This is a genomic window from Pseudomonas sp. ArH3a (assembly GCF_022648765.1).
Lineage (GTDB): Bacteria > Pseudomonadota > Gammaproteobacteria > Pseudomonadales > Pseudomonadaceae > Aquipseudomonas.
The window spans coordinates 3,490,737-3,506,159 of the sequence record NZ_CP080330.1 but is presented as its reverse complement, the minus strand read 5'-3'; the positions used below and the strand labels follow the sequence as shown (position 1 = coordinate 3,506,159).

The following is a 15,423-nucleotide window of genomic DNA, read 5'->3' as shown; positions in this document are numbered from 1 at the left end:
CTTACAGCGAAATGAAAAAGCCGACAATCGCCGCACTCATCAGGTTAGAAAGCGTGCCGCCGATCATGGCCCGCAAGCCCAGCCGCGCCAGTTCCTGGCGACGTTGCGGGGCGATACCCGTGAGGCCGCCCAGTTGAATCGCAATCGAAGACAGATTGGCAAAGCCGCACAGGGCGAAGGTGACGATCACCTGGGTGTGGACCGACAACAGCGGCACACCGGCTTCGGCGGCCTTGGCCGGGGTCAGGTAGTTAGCCAGGTCGGCATAGGCGACAAACTCGTTGAGCACCAGTTTTTCACCGATAAAACCGCCGGCCAGGACCGCCTCATGCCACGGCACCCCGAGCAGAAAAGCGAGGGGCGCCAACACATGCCCGAGGACCAGTTGCAGGGTCAGCTGCGGGTAGCCAAACCAGTTGCCCGCCCAGCCCAACAGCCCATTGAACAGCGCAATCAACGCGATAAACGCCAGCAACATGGCGCCGACGGACAAGGCCAGGCGCAAGCCGACCTGGGCGCCCTCGGCGGCGGCGTCGATGATATTGGTGGGGCGATTCTCAGCCTGGCCCAGTTCCTCAATCACCTGTTCGGTGCAGGCCGCTTCGGTTTCCGGCTCCATGAGCTTGGCCATCAACAGGGCCCCCGGCGCCGACATGAAACACGCCGCGATCAGGTACTTAAGCTCCACGCCCAACCCGGCATAGCCCAGCAGCACCGAGCCGGCCACTGCGGCGAAACCACCGACCATCACCGCGAACAGCTCAGAGCGCGTCAGCTTGGCAATGAATGGCCGAACCACCAGCGGCACTTCCGACTGGCCGATGAAAATCGCCGAGGTCACCACCATCGACTCGATGCGACTGGTACCCAGCAACAGGCGCAAGGTGCCACCCACCAGCCGGATGATCCAGCCCATCACGCCGATGTAATACAGCACCGAGATAAAGCTGCCGAAGAACACGATCATCGGCAAAACCCGGATGGCGAACACAAACCCGCCACTGCCGAACACTTCAAACATGTGCGGCGAACTCAGGCCGCCGAACAGAAACTCGATGCCTTTGTTCGCGTAAAGCTGCAGCGACGCCACCGCCCCCGACAGCGAGGCCAGCACCGTCTGGCCCCACGGCACGTACAGCGCAAAAGCACCGATCAAGACCTGGATCAAAAACGCGACCGAAACCGTGCGCCAGTTGATCGAACGTCGCTGGTGAGATAAAGCAATGGCAATGAGAATAAGGGTCGCTATTCCGACAAGACTGATCATGCAGGCGTCTCAACAATGGACCACGCGGATGCAGACCCGAAGGCCTGCCCAGGATTAGAAAGCGTCGAAGGCGCCCGGCAGCAATTGCTCCAGGGTCCAGGTACGCGTGGCGGCCGGGTCACTGCCCTGACAAATCACCACTGCATCCTTGGCCATCAACTCCAGCATCACCTGGCGGCAGGCACCGCAAGGGCTTATCAGTGAAACGTTGGGTGCATAAACCGCCATGGCCTTGAAACTGCCTGGCGCATGGCCCTGGCTGATGGCGCTGAACAACGCGCTGCGCTCGGCACAGTTGGTCAGCCCGTAGGAGATGTTCTCCACGTTGCAACCCTGTACCACCTCACCGTCGGCAGTCAGCAACGCCGCGCCGACCGGAAAGTGGGAGTAAGGCGAGTACGTGCTCTGGGCGGCACGCTTGGCCTGTTCCATCAAACGCTGTTCAATTGTCATTCACAGGGTCATCCCATCTTATTGCGAGCACGTCCAGGGCGGTCGTGACGCTATTGTGTTGTTATTTAAATAACAATTGATGTGAATATTCAATCTTTTTTTTGCGCTTGTGAACAAAGGTACGCGCCGAAGCCCTTGGCTGCCTCAAGTGCACGCGCATATGACGTAGACAGGAGTTGTAGCTCTGTTGGCTCGCAAGGATGTAAGCCTAAAACCCTTCGTTTTCCGACGGCACAGCATAAATACTGATAAATTTTACAATGGAAAATTCGGAGGCCATCATGAGCATTCAAGTCACGGTACTAAAGGGCGTTTGCATCCTGACGATGGGGGCTATAGCACTCGCCGCGCGCGCAGAGACGTCGGAACAGAGCTATCTGTGTAAGGCGCAAGAAACGCTACTGTTCGGATGCGACTCCGGCCCGAAGATGATCTCGGTGTGCGCATCGCAGGGTTTCTCAGCGACAACAGGCTATGTGCAATACCGATTTGGTACGCCCGGCAACATTGAGTTGAGCTATCCCGAGAAGCTGAGTCCACCGAATGGTCATTTCTGGTTCAGTTCTACGGGCTACTCAGGGGGTGGCGAGGCACATCTGCGCTTCATCAATCGTGGGGTAACCTACGCCGTTTTCGACCGTATGGTGCGCACTAACTTTACCCCTGGGGAACCCAACGACCCTGACATGAGCGAGGGAATAGTCGTGCGTCAGCAGGGCAAGAAAGCGACAAGTCGACTCTGCACTTATTCCGAAGGTGGCATTCGCGCGCAAGCATACACAACCATCGAACGTGAAGACTTCGACGATAACCTGGTTCCGTAAGCGGGAAGTCAGCGAACCGAACTCGGTTTCACCCACGCACTCAGGCGCGGCAAGAGCCTGACCGCGGCCTGGCTAAACGCCTTGGTTGAGCGGGTGTTTTGTGGCGCGGGAGTGTTCGGCAACCAGGTCACGCAATCCATGCGAGGTAAAGAACCTGGTTGCCAAACACGAATTCAGTTTGCAGCTCAATCGGCCCAGTGTGTTTAGGACGGCTCTTAAAATCCAATAGCCCCCGCGCTCTACCGGGAGGCAGGCAATTGTTTGTGCAAACGCTCAATTTCCTCCTCGAGCGTAGCAATGTGCTCAAACAATACCGCTTTAAGTTTATCGTCAGTGGCGACTAGTCGGGTTGCTGAAAAGGATCCCTCAAGCCTCCCGACAATCTCATTATTCATGCTTCGCCTGTCGGCCTTTGCAGTGGTCTTAATTTTTGCGTGAAGCTCACTTGGAAGGCGGACGATAAAAGCCTCAAGGTTGTTCGACATGTGGCGCTCTAGCTGCTGTAAAGAAGAAATAGCATATGAATATCATTCGGCGGATTTCTTTAGGAACTTTCTGAAAAATGCGGCTGATTTTTCCTCAATCCTCAGAGTCGCTCTCCCCGTCCCTACACAGCAGCCTCAATCGGTAGAAATCCGCAAGCGCCTTGACCCATTCGGCGCGGTGTACATGACCCCGTCCGACGGTTTCAGCCGCGAAACCTCGCAATCCCCAACCCCAAACTCTCGCGCAGCGTCGTCCCCTCATACGCCGTGCGATACACCCCACGCGCCTGCAGCAACGGTACAACTTCCTGCGTAAACCGCGTGAACTGCTGCGGATGCCCAATATAGATATTGAACCCATCCACCGCCCGCGCCTGGAGCCACTCCTCCATCTTCCGCGCAACCGTATCCGCCGTCCCCACAAACGCCCCCGGGCGTAGTTGCCGTCCAAACTCCACCGCCTGGCGCAACGTGAAGCTTTTCTCCCGCGCCTGATCAGCGATGCGTTTGGCATTGGTGAAAAAGCTGCTGCGTGCGGCCTCCAGGCTCTCTTGCGGAAACGGAGCATCGAGGTCGTACTGGCTGAAATCATGCCAGCCGAAATTGCGCCCGAACTCCTTCAGCGCCAGCTCAAAACTGTGATCGACCTGATGATAGTGCTGCTCGATTTCACGCGCCTGCGCGTCGGTGTCGCCTACATAGATCTCGGCACCGGGCATCACCAATAACTGCTCCGGGTCGCGACCGTGCTGCGCCGCCCTGCCCTTGATATCCCGGTAGAACGCCTGGCCCTGCTCAATGCTCGCCGCGTGGGTGAAGATCACATCGGCGGTGGCGGCACCCAGGTCGCGGCCTTGCTCTGAATCACCGGCCTGGAAGATCACAGGCTGGCCTTGCGGTGAGCGTTGGATGTTCAGCGGGCCGACCACCGAAAAGTGTTCGCCCTTGTGGTTCAGGCTGTGCAGTTTGCTGGGGTCGAGGAACTGCCCGGTCGCACGGTCACGCACGAAGGCGTCTTCCTCGTAGGAGTTCCACAGGCCCTGCACCACTTGGACGTGTTCGGCGGCGCGGCCGTAGCGGGTGTCGTAGTCGTAGTGCTCGTCGCGGCTGTAGTTGCCGGCGGTGCCGGCGTCTCCGCTGGTGACCACGTTCCAGCCGGCGCGGCCTTTGCTGATCAGGTCGAGTGAGGCCAGGCGTCGCGCGACGTTATAGGGCGAGTTGTAAGAGGTCGTCAGCGTACCGACCAGCCCCAAATGCCGCGTGGTGACGGCCAGCGCGGACAGCAGCGTCAGCGGCTCCAGGCGATTGAGGTAATGGGAGGGCGAGCCCGGTGTGATGAACTGGCTGTCGACGATAAACATCAAGTCGAACAGGGCTGCCTCGGCCTGGCGGGCAATGTCGATGTACCAGTCCACATTGACGCTGGCGTCGGCCGGCAATTGCGGGTCTAGCCATAGGTTGTGGCGGCCCGGCCCGCCGCAACCCATGGTCAAGGCGCCGAGTTTGAGCTGTCTTTTGGTCATGGCTGAAATATTCCTTGAAGCGTTCAGGGCTGGGTTTTGGCGACGGCTGGCTGCAAGGAGGCCGTGAAGGAGTCGTCGAACAGGCTAGCTGCCGAGTAAGACTTGACCAGGCCCTGGTTTGCGAAGAAGTCCACGGTCTTTTGCGCGTCTACCGGCGATTGCGCCGTGAGCGGTTCGACCGTGGTGCGCGCGCGGGCAAACCAGGCGCGGGCGATGGCCGCATCGGCGCGGGTGCGTTTGGCCCAGGCATCAGCATAGGCGTCAGCGTTGGCCGGGTTTTGGCGCGTCCAGTCGCGGGCTTTTTTCAGGCGCTGGAGGAAGTCGCTGATTTGCGCGCGCTTGGCATCGACAGCCTTGGCGTTAGCGGCAATAAAGCTCTGGGCCGGGATCAAACCTTCAGCGGTTGCAAGCACCCGCGCCCCTTGGCGTTCCTGTTGCGTGACGTAGGGTTCCCAGGTGGCGATGACGTCAACCGAGCCACCTTCCAGCGCATGGGAGGCGTCCAGTGCGCTGAGGTAGCGCAGTTCGAGTGAGTCGCGCGGGACGCCGGCTTTGTCCAGCGCAGTGAGCAACAATTGCTGGCTCCATGAACCCTTCCACACCGCCGCACGCTTGCCGGCAAGATCGGCCAGGCTGTGAATCGACGAGTCCTTTCTGACCAGGATGGCCACGCCTTCGAGGTTTTGCCGGCTGACGGCAATCACCTTGATCGGCGCGCCCAATGCGCCCAGGAACAGCACCGGCGCATCACCGAGCAGGCCGATATCCAGGCTGTTGGCGTTGAGTGCTTCGGCAACCGGCGAGCCTGCGGTGAACTGCTTCCATTCAAGTGTGTACGGCAGGTTTTCAAGCACGCCCGCCGCCTCCATCACGGCTTGGGCGTTGTAGCTTTGGTCGCCCACCACCAGCGTTTGCGCGTTCGCGGTCAGGCACAGCACAGTGGCAGCCAACCCGGCCGCCAGTTTTGTCAGGTAACGCACGTTCGTCTCCAGATGCCTGGTCAGGCATGCAAGTCGATCCGCGCGTGCGGTCTCGGCAGTGTTCGTAGGGGTTCATACGATGCGGTTATAAATAGCGCGTGTAAAATACTGATAACGCATAACGTAATTCATAAATAATGCGGCTCACGCATTTTCAGCGCATGGGCGATGCGCCTGCACATTGCGCGGTGCCTGGCGCCGCCTACACTGGTTTAAACCCACGCAGCCCGCGTTGTTTTTCAGTGGCTTCGCCGGATGTACCAGCACGTTTTTGCTCAACCATAAAAGCAGTTAACCAACTGATTAATCAGAGTAAATATGAAAGATCAGCTTCGGCGGCGTGCATCAGCGGCAGCAAAAGCCCGCACCCCATCTCGACATTCATACCTTCTGGCTCCGCTGAGCCTGCTGTGCCTCGCCCTCGCCGGCTGTACCGTCGGGCCTGATTTCTCACGGCCCGATGTGCCAGCGAATGCCGACTATTCACGCGAAAAACTCACCCGCACGGCCCAGGCGGATATCGACCCCGGTGGCGCTGCGCAGCGGCTGATCGCCGGGATGGATATTCCCGGGCAATGGTGGACGCTGTTCCGTTCCCCAACACTCAACGCCCTGGTCGAAGAGGCCCTGCGCGCGAACCCGGATGTGAGCGCCGCCCAAGCAGCATTACGCCAGGCCAACGAGCGGGTGTATGCCGACCAGGCGTCGCTGTTTCCCTCGGTGAACGGCAACGTACAGAAAGCCCGTGAGAAGGTCTCGGGCGTCACGTCAGGCATCTCCGAATCACCCATTCTCACCGTGAGTTCTGCGTCGCTGAGCGTGTCGTACGCCCCGGATGTGTTCGGCGGCACGCGCCGGCAAATCGAATCCACCACCGCGCAAGCCGAGTACGAGCGCTTCCAGCTTGAGGCGACGTACCTCACGTTAACTTCCAATGTGGTCAACACCGCCGTCAGCCTGGCGTCGTTACGTGATCAGGTCGCCGCCACTGAAGAAATCATCAAACTGCAGGGCGGCCAGCTCGACCTGCTGCAAGCTCAGCGCCGGCTGGGCGCCATCGGCGACAGTGACGTGCTCACGCAGCAAACCGCTCTGGCGCAAACCCGTGCGACCTTGCCGCCGCTGCAAAAGCAATTGGCACAGACCCGCAACCAGTTGATGGCGTACCTCGGGCGCTTTCCGAACCAGGATCAAGGCGAGCGATTCAACCTGGCTTCCTTGCACTTGCCGGAAGAATTGCCGGTCAGCCTGCCCTCGGCCATCGTTGGCCAGCGCCCGGATGTGCGTTCAGCGCAGGCGCAACTGCATCAGGCCAGCGCCAATATTGGTGTGGCCGTCGCCAATCAGTTGCCGCAGTTCAGCATTACCGGGGCGTTGGGCTCTACAGTGGCGAGCGGGACCAAATTGTTTTCATCGGGCAGCGGCGTCTGGAGCCTGGCCGGTTCTATCACCCAACCGATCTTTGATGCCGGCGCACTCGAACACCGCAAACGTGCGGCCGTGGCCGCTTACGACGAGTCGGCCGCGCGCTATCGCGGCACGGTGATTACTGCGTTCCAAGATGTGGCCAACGCGTTGCGGGCGCTGGAGGCGGATGCCGATGCGCTCAATCAACAGGTCGTGGCCGAACGCTCCGCGCAAGCCAACCTGGACCTGGTGCAAGCCCAGTTCCGCCTCGGCGCGGTGGCGTATATCAACTTGCTCACGGCCCAGCAAACCTACCAAAACACCGTGCTCGCGCGCGTCAAAGCCCAGGCCGCCCGCTACAGCGACACCACAGCGCTGTTCCAGGCATTGGGTGGCGGCTGGTGGAATCGCACGGATGTGGACCCCGCCACTAAGGGCAAGCCGGACCGCTTCGGCCTGCCGTCGTGGCAAGAGATCATGCCAGCCAGCAATAAGGCTGCACCTGAATTGAATCATTGAAACAGTGAGAACCCCCATGGCTGACGTTCAGACTGCCTCTGCCCTGCCCCCCGAGCCCGGCGTACCGCGCAAGCGTCGCCTGTGGCGGCCGATGCTGATCATGGTCGCGGTGGTACTGGTGATCGTCGCGATCATTGCCGGGGTGAAATTCGTGCAGATTTCAGCGCTGATCGCCCAATCCAAAGCGCCGCTGCCTGCCGCCGTGGTGACGGCCATGCAGGTGCCGTTCAGCGATTGGCAGCCGAGCGTTTCCGCCGTGGGCTCGATGAAGGCGGTGCGCGGCGTGGACGTGACCACTGAAGTCGGTGGCATCGTGCGCACGATTGGCTTCAAACCCGGGCAAGAGGTGGCAGCCCAGGCGTTGCTGGTGCAATTGAATGCCGACTCGGATATCGCGCAATTGCACGCCTTGGAGGCGACTGCCGACCTGGCCGGCATCGTGCTCAAGCGCGACAAGGCGCAACTGGCGGTAAACGCCATCTCCCAAGCCCAAGTCGACACCGACACCGCCGACCTGAAAGCCAAACTCGCCGCCGCCGAACAACAGCGCGCGCTGGTGGCGAAAAAAACCATTCGCGCACCGTTTGCCGGGCGCATCGGCATTACCAGCGTCAACCCCGGGCAATACCTCAACCCCGGCGACAAAATCGCTACGCTGCAGACCTTTGACCCGATCTACATCGACTTCAGCGTGCCACAGACCCAGCTGGCGGCCATCGCCATCGGCCAAGGTGTGGCGGTGACGGCTGACGGCCTGTCCAACCAAACTTTCAGCGGTCGGATCAGCACCATCGACACCCAGTTTGACTCAACCACGCGCAATGTCACCGTCGAAGCCACCGTAGAGAACCCCAAGCAAAGCCTGGTACCGGGCATGTTCGCCCGCGCGGTGGTCAACTCGGGCACCACCCAGCGCTACCTCACTGTTCCGCAAACCTCGGTGACTTACAACCCTTACGGCACCACGGTGTTCATCGCCACGTCGAGCAAAAATGACAAGGGCGAGGAAGTACTCACCGCACAGCAAACCTTCATCAAGACCGGGCCGACCCGTGGTGATCAGGTCGCGATTTTGTCGGGCGTGAAGGAAGGCGATCTGTTGATTACCAGCGGCCAGATGAAGCTCAAAAATGGCTCGCAGGTAAAGGTCGATAACAGCGCCGCGCCGCTGAATGACCCCGCGCCGACTCCTCAAGAACACTAAAGGTGGCCCATGAAGCTTACCGATACCTTTATTCAGCGGCCGGTCTGGGCCGTGGTGGTCTCGCTGTTCATCCTGATCCTGGGGCTGCGCTCGATCTTCGAACTGCCGGTGAACCAATGGCCGCGCACCGAAAACACCGTGGTCACCATCACCACCGCCTACTATGGCGCGGATGCGTCCACGGTCGCGGGTTTTATCACCCAGCCACTGGAGTCGGCGATTGCCCAAGCCCAAGGCATCGACTATTTGTCGTCGACCAGCATCACCGGCGTCTCGACCATTACCGCCACACTGCGGCTGAACTACGACGCGAGCAAGGCACTCACCGAGATCAACACCCAGGTCAACTCGGTCAAGAACCAGCTGCCGGCCCAGTCCCAGGAGCCGGTGCTGACGATTGCAGTCGGGCAGACCACCGACGCCATGTACCTGGGCTTCTACAGCGACACGCTGGCCACCAACAACATCACCGATTACCTGGTGCGGGTGGTCAAGCCCAAGCTGGATTCGATCCAGGGCGTGCAAACCGCAGAAATCCTCGGCGGGCGCCAGTTCGCCCTGCGCGCCTGGATGGACCCGGACAAACTGGCCGCGCATAACGTCACGGCGCAGGACGTGTCCACCGCCTTGGCCAACAACAACTACCTGTCTGCCGTCGGCTCGACGCGCGGGCAAACCGTGACAGTGGACCTGACCGCCGGCACCGATTTGCACACGGTGGATGAATTCAAACGGCTGGTGATCAAACAGAAAGGCGATGCGCTGGTGTACCTGGAGGATGTGGCCACCGTGACCCTTGGCGCCGAAAGCTACGACAGCAGCGTGGCGTTTTCCGGCAAGCGTTCGGTGTTCATCGGCATCAAGGCGGCGCCCACCGCGAACATCCTGACCGTCGCCGACAGCGTGCGCGAAGCCTTCCCCGAGCTGCAATCGCAACTGCCCGCCGGCGTGCGTGGCGAGATCGTGTATGACTCCACGGCGTTCATCAATACCTCGATTTACGAGGTGGTGAAGACCTTGGTCGAGGCGATGCTCATTGTCTCGGTGGTCATCTACCTGTTCCTCGGTTCGTTCCGCGCGGTGATCGTGCCGCTGGTGGCGATTCCGCTGTCGCTGGTCGGGACCTTCTTCATCATGTACCTGCTGGGTTATTCAATTAACCTGCTGACCCTGCTCGCGCTGGTGTTGGCGATCGGCTTGGTGGTGGACGACGCGATTATCGTGGTGGAAAACGTCGACCGGCATATCAAGGAAGAAGGCAAAGGCGTACTGGAAGCCGCGCTGATCGCGGCGCGGGAACTGGGCGGCCCGATCATCGCGATGACCGTGGTGTTGATTGCCGCGTACGTGCCCATCGGCCTGCGCAGCGGGCTCACCGGGGCACTGTTCAAGGAGTTCTGTTTCTCGTTGGCGGGTGCCGTGACCGTGTCGGCCGTGGTGGCATTGACGCTGTCGCCGATGATGACCTCCAAGCTGTTCAAAACCGGGCAGGAAGAAGGTCGTTTCGCGCGCAAGCTCGACCAGTACTTTGACTGGCTGCGTGGGCGTTATCACCGCGTCCTGTCCGGCGGGCTGGATATCTGGCCGGTGCTGGTGACCTTTGGCTTTGTGCTGTTCCTGCTGGTCGCCGCCAGTGGCATGACCGCCAAAAGCGAACTGTCGCCCACCGAAGACCAAGGGCTGGTGTTCATGCAGATCAAAGGCGCGCCGACGGCTTCGCCGCAGCAGATGGAGCGCATTGCCGACCAGGCCTTCCAGATCGCCAACAAAGAGCCTGAATACGCGCAGATGTTCCAACTCACCGGCTTGCCCATCCTCAACCAAGGCCTGGGCGGCGTGCTGCTGAAAACCTGGGATGATCGCACGCGCTCCCAGGCCCAACTGATACTCGACCTGCAGCAAAAATGGAACCAGGTGCCGGGCGCGACCATTGCGGCCTTCCCGCTGCCGTCGTTGCCGGGCGCCCAGGGTTTGCCGGTGCAGTTTGTGATCACCACCACCGATTCGGTGGAAAACCTCAATGAAGTCGCGCAAGCGGTGATGGCCGAAGCGCAAAAACAACAGCTGTTCTGGTTCGCTGACATGGATTTGAAACTGGATAAACCCCAGGCACGGCTGGTAGTCGACCGGGAAAAAATCGCAGCGTTGGGCATGACTCAGGCAGACGTCGGCGCCGCGCTGTCTGCGGCGTTGGGCGGCAACTACGTGAACTACTTCTCGACCGCCGGGCGCTCGTACAAAGTCATACCCCAAGTGCTGCAGGTCAACCGCCTGAACCCGGAGCAGATTCTCGACTACTACATTCGCACACCGGCAGGTGCCATGATCCAGGCCCGTACGGTGGCGCATATCGAGACCTCGACGCAGCCCGAATCGATCAACCACTTCCAGCAGCTCAACTCGGCAACGCTGTCAGGCGTGAGTGGCGTGGCCCAAGGCGAACTGCTGGCCAAACTCAACACGATCCTCGCCAACGTGGCGCCCTCGGGCTACACCTCAGACTTTGCCGGCGAGTCACGCCAGTTCATCCAAGAGTCAGGTGGCTTTTTCGGGTTGCTGATGTTCTCGATCCTGATCGTTTACCTGGCCCTGGCCTTCCAATTCGAGAGCTTCCGCGACCCGGTGGTAATCCTGTTCTCGGTGCCGCCCGCCCTGTTTGGCGCCCTCGCCTTCATCACCATGGGTTACGCCTCGATCAACGTGTACACCCAGGTCGGCCTGGTGACGCTACTCGGTTTGATCACCAAACACGGGATTCTGATCGTGCAGTTCGCCAACGAATTGCAGCGCGCCGGCCACAGCAAGCGTGAAGCGATTGAAGAGGCCGGGGCCGTGCGTCTGCGCCCGATCCTGATGACCACGGCGGCAATGGTGCTGGGCGTAGTGCCACTGGTGTGGGCCTCCGGCGCCGGGGCTGCGGGGCGACATGATATGGGGCTGGTGATCTTTGCCGGGCTGTCGATTGGTACGCTGCTGACGTTGTTTATGGTGCCGGCGATGTATATGTTTATTGGGGAAACGCATCGTCAGGAAGCTCAGCAGACACTCCCAGGCTCAGACTTGAGGACAACATAAACCTAAGCCCGGCAGGTCACTTTTGGATTATTTCACCGCGCTAACCGCCTTTGTCGAAGCCGCCGAAGGCAACAACTTCTCGCGTGCAGCCGAGCGGCTCGGCATCAAGGCTTCAACCGTTTCCCGCTACGTGAAGGACCTTGAACAGGACCTGGGCATCGCCTTGTTCAACCGCTCGACACGCACGCTGCACCTGACCGAAGGCGGCCAGACGTTTTTGATGCACGCGCACAGGGTGCTGGATGAACTCGAACAGGCGAAGGCGGCGACGTCGGCGCTGAACCAGCAACCGCGCGGGGTGCTCAAGCTCAACTTGCCACCAGCGTTTGCCCGTCACCATATCCTTCCCGTGTTGAAGGCGTTTCTGACTCGCTACCCGCAGATCAAGGTAGAGCTGATGTTGGAGGAGGCGCAGGTCAACCTGATTCATTCGGGCGTGGATTTGGCCATCCGGATTGGCGCGCTGGCTGATTCCACGCTCAAAGCGCGCAAGATCTGCGCTGGCAAGTACCTGTTGGTGGCAAGTCCGACCTTTTGCGCTGTGCACCCTGCCCCGTCAATGCCGGCAGAGCTGGCCCGCCTGCCCGCCATACTGAGTAAGCATGATTTTGCGTTTGCCTCCTCCGATGAAGTAGTGCCGCTGGTGCATAACGACTGTATCCGTATCAACGACCTCGATGCGCAACTGATCGCGGTGCGCCAAGGTCTGGGTTTTGCCCTACTGCCTGACTGGTTGGTGGCCACCAGTATTGAAGCGGGAGCCCTACAGGTGTGGCTGCCACAATGGAACATCCTCGGTGCTGAGCAGGAATTTTCTGTGTGGTTTGTCTATCCGCCCAAGCGAATCGTGTCGTCTAAGGTCAGGTGCTTTATCGACTTCATCGTTGAGCAGTTGGGCGAAACACCTTATTGGCAACGGTAGATCTGTCCGTCTGCGGGTCTAGCGGGACGCGGAGCGTCCAGGGCGGCATTCCCACGCAGAGCGTGGGAACGATCGTCACTGCTACTGCATCGCAGGCAAGCCCGCTCCCACATTGGGATCTCAGTACATCAGGCCGAGAGTGTACTGCCGTACTTTTGCCCTGCTTTTGCTTCTACCACTCAGGTCGGCTACTAGGCCGCCGTGCTCTGCTTTTGATCTTGATCTTGATCTGAGGCGCCCCGTTAAACCACGCTGGCCGAACGCAGGCTTTGGAGCGTGGGTAAACCGGCAGGACGCCGGTTTAGCCGCGATGGGCCAAGGATGGCCCATGGCGGCGGCCCACGCTCCAAAGCCTGCGTGAGGGCACACCGAGCCTAAGCGAGGTGCCGAGTGGTGGGGCAAGAGCCTTTTGGTTACTTTTGGGCTCTTTCAAAAGTGACCCGCCGTAAGGGCGGAACCCTACGAAGCCGTTACCGCAGCAACGGATATGCACCCATATCGCCCCAAAGAAACGCCCCCCCCATCAACCAAAGCGAATATCCAACGCGCGCAAGTAAGTCTGCAACCCAGCATCCTGGATAGGAATCAGAAATGCTTCAGTATCAGACTCATTGAAGTGAGCGTGCCAGTACCCCGGCGGCGTCACAAACGCCAACCCCGGCGACCAATCAACACGTACCGGGTTGCGAATCTGCCCGTCGGCATCCAGTTCAGTGCCTACCAGCGAGTAGCAGCCCGTGGGACAGTCGATAATGAAATCCAGTGCAATCGACTGGTGCCGGTGTGGCTTCTGAATCGAGCCGGCCGGCAGAATGCCGTACATGGCCCACAACACATGGGTCACGGTTCGGGTCTGTGGAAAGTTGCGATTCCCCAGCAGAATGCTGATACGGCTGCGGTCCTGAGCACGCGGATCATCCGCCGCTTCACGCAATTTCAAGTTGGCCAGAGCGGCAGGATACAAGGTCGGCACAAAGCGGTCGGTGCTGCCCGTCACGCCCAGGTAGCGCAACAACGGCTCATCGTGCACGTAGTACAGACGCGCATCCTGCAAGGCGCTGAAGCGCGCTTGCAGCAAACCAGGCAGCGCGATAAAGCAGCCGGTAGACCAGGCAATTTCATGCTCGCCCTGCACAACGTTGCCCTCCCCCGCGATCACATAAAACACTTGCGAAGTCGCATTCGGGTGCAGCTCCAGAGACTCACCGGCGTTCAGCCGAATAAAGTTGGCGCACAGCCCTGGCCCGGTCGCCGGGCCCTCGCAGCCCAGCGCATCGCTGAGGTCAAGCGCCACGACTCGCGACGGGCCGCTGTCATACAGCGAGGCCGGAAAGCTGTGGTAAGGAATACGCGTAATCAGATTGGCACTGATCGGGTTGGCGGCCTTGCTGTATTCAAAGTATTCGGCGTCCACTTGTGTGCTCGGCACATCAGGGGTCAGGTCAGGCTTGAATTCGCTGTTCATGGTTCACCTCAGTCTTCGGCTGGTTTGAACCCACTATAGGCATTGCGCCCACAGGGATTAAGCACTCAGGTGGCACAGCAGTTGTGCAGGATGGGGCAGCTATGCCCTTTGACGGTGCAGCAGGCGCGTCCATCGCCTAAGCGTGAACCGATGAACCCTGTCCTCGGCGCCTGCCTCATACTCAAACGTCATAATCCCCCGTTCGTGTGCGTGGTAATCTGGCGTCACCATGAATAGACATTGATCGTCACTTGACGATGACCAGAGCCAGGAAAGAACATGCCAAAGATTTCTCACTCAGCACTGCGCCGCAACTTCCGTGAACTGCTTGCCAAACAAATCTGCGTTGAAACCGCTTCCGTCTTCGACCCCATGTCCGCGCGTATCGCCGCCGACCTGGGTTTTGAAGTCGGTATTCTCGGCGGTTCGGTCGCATCGTTGCAGGTCCTCGCGGCACCCGATTTTGCGTTGATCACCCTGAGTGAGTTCGTCGAACAGGCCACCCGCATCGGCCGTGTGGCCCAACTGCCTGTCATCGCCGACGCCGACCACGGTTACGGCAATGCCCTGAACGTGATGCGTACCGTCGAAGAGCTTGAGCGCGCCGGCGTGGCGGCACTGACGATTGAAGATACGCTGTTGCCCGCGCAATTCGGGCGTAAATCCACCGACCTGATTTCGGTCGAGGAAGGCATCGGTAAGGTCAAGGCCGCCCTCGAGGCGCGGGTCGACCCGCAACTGTCGATCGTCGCGCGCACCAACGCCGGCGTGCTGCCGACCGAAGACGTCATCGCCCGCACCAAAGCCTATGAAAAAGCCGGCGCCGACGGCATTTGCATGGTCGGCGTCAAAGACTTCGACCACCTTGAAAAGATCGCAGAAAACCTCACGGTGCCGTTGATGCTGGTGACCTACGGCAACCCGCAGCTCAATGACAGCGAACGCCTGGCCGCGTTGGGTGTGCGCATTGTGGTAGCCGGGCATGGCGCCTACTTTGCGTCGATCAAGGCGACTTACGACAGCCTGCGTGCGCAACGCAAGTTGACCAGCAGCACCTCGAACCTCAGCGCGACTGAACTGACGCATACCTACACGCTGCCGGAAAGCTATGTAGCGTGGGCGAAAGAGTTCATGGATGTGAAAGAATAAAACCCTGCCCCAAACCGTAGGAGAGTCGCCAGACTCTCCACCTCCTTTTCCCCTCAGGGTGATGATCTCGATCCAGGTGATTGGCGACAACATGCCATTGCATCTGCCGCGTCGAGCTGAATTCCATACGCCCGCTGATCATCAATAACT

Annotated in this window: 12 protein-coding genes; 6 read left to right on the top strand and 6 right to left on the bottom strand. The window is 60.0% G+C overall.

All coding sequences use genetic code 11. The annotated features are described in order from the left end of the window. Position 1: 1 nt before the first annotated feature. Entirely contained in the window at positions 2 to 1,267 is a 1,266-nt protein-coding gene (locus tag K0P33_RS15800) for a NupC/NupG family nucleoside CNT transporter (RefSeq protein ID WP_242149376.1), read from the bottom strand. A 54-nt stretch (positions 1,268 to 1,321) separates the two neighbouring features. Beyond that, positions 1,322 to 1,720 carry a cytidine deaminase gene (locus K0P33_RS15795; RefSeq protein ID WP_094951049.1) on the bottom strand — a complete coding sequence of 133 codons (399 nt, stop codon included), beginning with the start codon at positions 1,718 to 1,720 and terminating at the stop codon, positions 1,322 to 1,324. 281 nt (positions 1,721 to 2,001) lie between these two features. On the opposite strand from K0P33_RS15795, the gene K0P33_RS15790 reads away from it, so the two are divergent. Next, positions 2,002 to 2,544, top strand: a complete 543-nt coding sequence (locus K0P33_RS15790) for a hypothetical protein (protein WP_242149373.1) — start codon at positions 2,002 to 2,004, stop codon at positions 2,542 to 2,544. A gap of 239 nt (positions 2,545 to 2,783) precedes the next feature. On the opposite strand, the gene K0P33_RS15785 is transcribed toward K0P33_RS15790, so the two are convergent. The 3 genes from K0P33_RS15785 to K0P33_RS15775 all read right to left on the bottom strand — a co-directional run bounded on the left by K0P33_RS15785 (position 2,784) and on the right by K0P33_RS15775 (position 5,532). Then, the gene (locus K0P33_RS15785; RefSeq protein WP_242149371.1) at positions 2,784 to 3,029 is read right to left on the bottom strand and encodes an Arc family DNA-binding protein; all 246 of its coding nucleotides are present in this window, start codon (positions 3,027 to 3,029) and stop codon (positions 2,784 to 2,786) included. Positions 3,030 to 3,232: 203 nt separating this feature from the next. After that, positions 3,233 to 4,552 (bottom strand): LLM class flavin-dependent oxidoreductase, encoded by a 1,320-nt coding sequence (locus tag K0P33_RS15780; protein WP_242149369.1) that lies wholly within the window; start codon positions 4,550 to 4,552, stop codon positions 3,233 to 3,235. A 23-nt stretch (positions 4,553 to 4,575) separates the two neighbouring features. Beyond that, on the bottom strand, positions 4,576 to 5,532 hold the full coding sequence (locus tag K0P33_RS15775) for an ABC transporter substrate-binding protein (protein ID WP_242149367.1): 957 nt from the start codon (positions 5,530 to 5,532) through the stop codon (positions 4,576 to 4,578). A 318-nt stretch (positions 5,533 to 5,850) separates the two neighbouring features. On the opposite strand from K0P33_RS15775, the gene K0P33_RS15770 reads away from it, so the two are divergent. From K0P33_RS15770 to K0P33_RS15755, 4 genes are read left to right on the top strand one after another with little or no spacing between them, the layout of a single operon-like run. Continuing rightward, complete coding sequence (locus tag K0P33_RS15770; protein ID WP_256589322.1) at positions 5,851 to 7,458, top strand: efflux transporter outer membrane subunit; 1,608 nt, start codon at positions 5,851 to 5,853, stop codon at positions 7,456 to 7,458. A gap of 16 nt (positions 7,459 to 7,474) precedes the next feature. Continuing rightward, a complete protein-coding gene (locus K0P33_RS15765) occupies positions 7,475 to 8,662 on the top strand; it encodes an efflux RND transporter periplasmic adaptor subunit (RefSeq protein ID WP_242149361.1) in 1,188 nt (395 codons plus the stop codon). A gap of 9 nt (positions 8,663 to 8,671) precedes the next feature. Next, complete coding sequence (locus tag K0P33_RS15760; RefSeq protein WP_242149359.1) at positions 8,672 to 11,737, top strand: efflux RND transporter permease subunit; 3,066 nt, start codon at positions 8,672 to 8,674, stop codon at positions 11,735 to 11,737. Positions 11,738 to 11,759: 22 nt separating this feature from the next. Next, the gene (locus K0P33_RS15755; RefSeq protein WP_242149356.1) at positions 11,760 to 12,659 is read left to right on the top strand and encodes a LysR family transcriptional regulator; all 900 of its coding nucleotides are present in this window, start codon (positions 11,760 to 11,762) and stop codon (positions 12,657 to 12,659) included. 523 nt (positions 12,660 to 13,182) lie between these two features. Here K0P33_RS15755 and K0P33_RS15750 read toward each other — a convergent pair. Further along, on the bottom strand, positions 13,183 to 14,124 hold the full coding sequence (locus K0P33_RS15750) for a cupin (protein ID WP_242149353.1): 942 nt from the start codon (positions 14,122 to 14,124) through the stop codon (positions 13,183 to 13,185). 279 nt (positions 14,125 to 14,403) lie between these two features. On the opposite strand from K0P33_RS15750, the gene K0P33_RS15745 reads away from it, so the two are divergent. Further along, the gene (locus K0P33_RS15745; RefSeq protein ID WP_094953879.1) at positions 14,404 to 15,273 is read left to right on the top strand and encodes an oxaloacetate decarboxylase; all 870 of its coding nucleotides are present in this window, start codon (positions 14,404 to 14,406) and stop codon (positions 15,271 to 15,273) included. The last annotated feature ends 150 nt before the right edge of the window (positions 15,274 to 15,423 follow it).

Bases quoted from the DNA above. Each gene is read 5' to 3' on its own strand.
- K0P33_RS15800 (WP_242149376.1), bottom strand. From the start codon at position 1,267: ATGATCAGTCTTGTCGGAATAGCGACCCTTATTCTCATTGCCATTGCT.
- K0P33_RS15795 (WP_094951049.1), bottom strand. From the start codon at position 1,720: ATGACAATTGAACAGCGTTTGATGGAACAGGCCAAGCGTGCCGCCCAG.
- K0P33_RS15790 (WP_242149373.1), top strand. From the start codon at position 2,002: ATGAGCATTCAAGTCACGGTACTAAAGGGCGTTTGCATCCTGACGATG.
- K0P33_RS15785 (WP_242149371.1), bottom strand. From the start codon at position 3,029: ATGTCGAACAACCTTGAGGCTTTTATCGTCCGCCTTCCAAGTGAGCTT.
- K0P33_RS15780 (WP_242149369.1), bottom strand. From the start codon at position 4,552: ATGACCAAAAGACAGCTCAAACTCGGCGCCTTGACCATGGGTTGCGGC.
- K0P33_RS15770 (WP_256589322.1), top strand. From the start codon at position 5,851: ATGAAAGATCAGCTTCGGCGGCGTGCATCAGCGGCAGCAAAAGCCCGC.
- K0P33_RS15765 (WP_242149361.1), top strand. From the start codon at position 7,475: ATGGCTGACGTTCAGACTGCCTCTGCCCTGCCCCCCGAGCCCGGCGTA.
- K0P33_RS15760 (WP_242149359.1), top strand. From the start codon at position 8,672: ATGAAGCTTACCGATACCTTTATTCAGCGGCCGGTCTGGGCCGTGGTG.
- K0P33_RS15750 (WP_242149353.1), bottom strand. From the start codon at position 14,124: ATGAACAGCGAATTCAAGCCTGACCTGACCCCTGATGTGCCGAGCACA.
- K0P33_RS15745 (WP_094953879.1), top strand. From the start codon at position 14,404: ATGCCAAAGATTTCTCACTCAGCACTGCGCCGCAACTTCCGTGAACTG.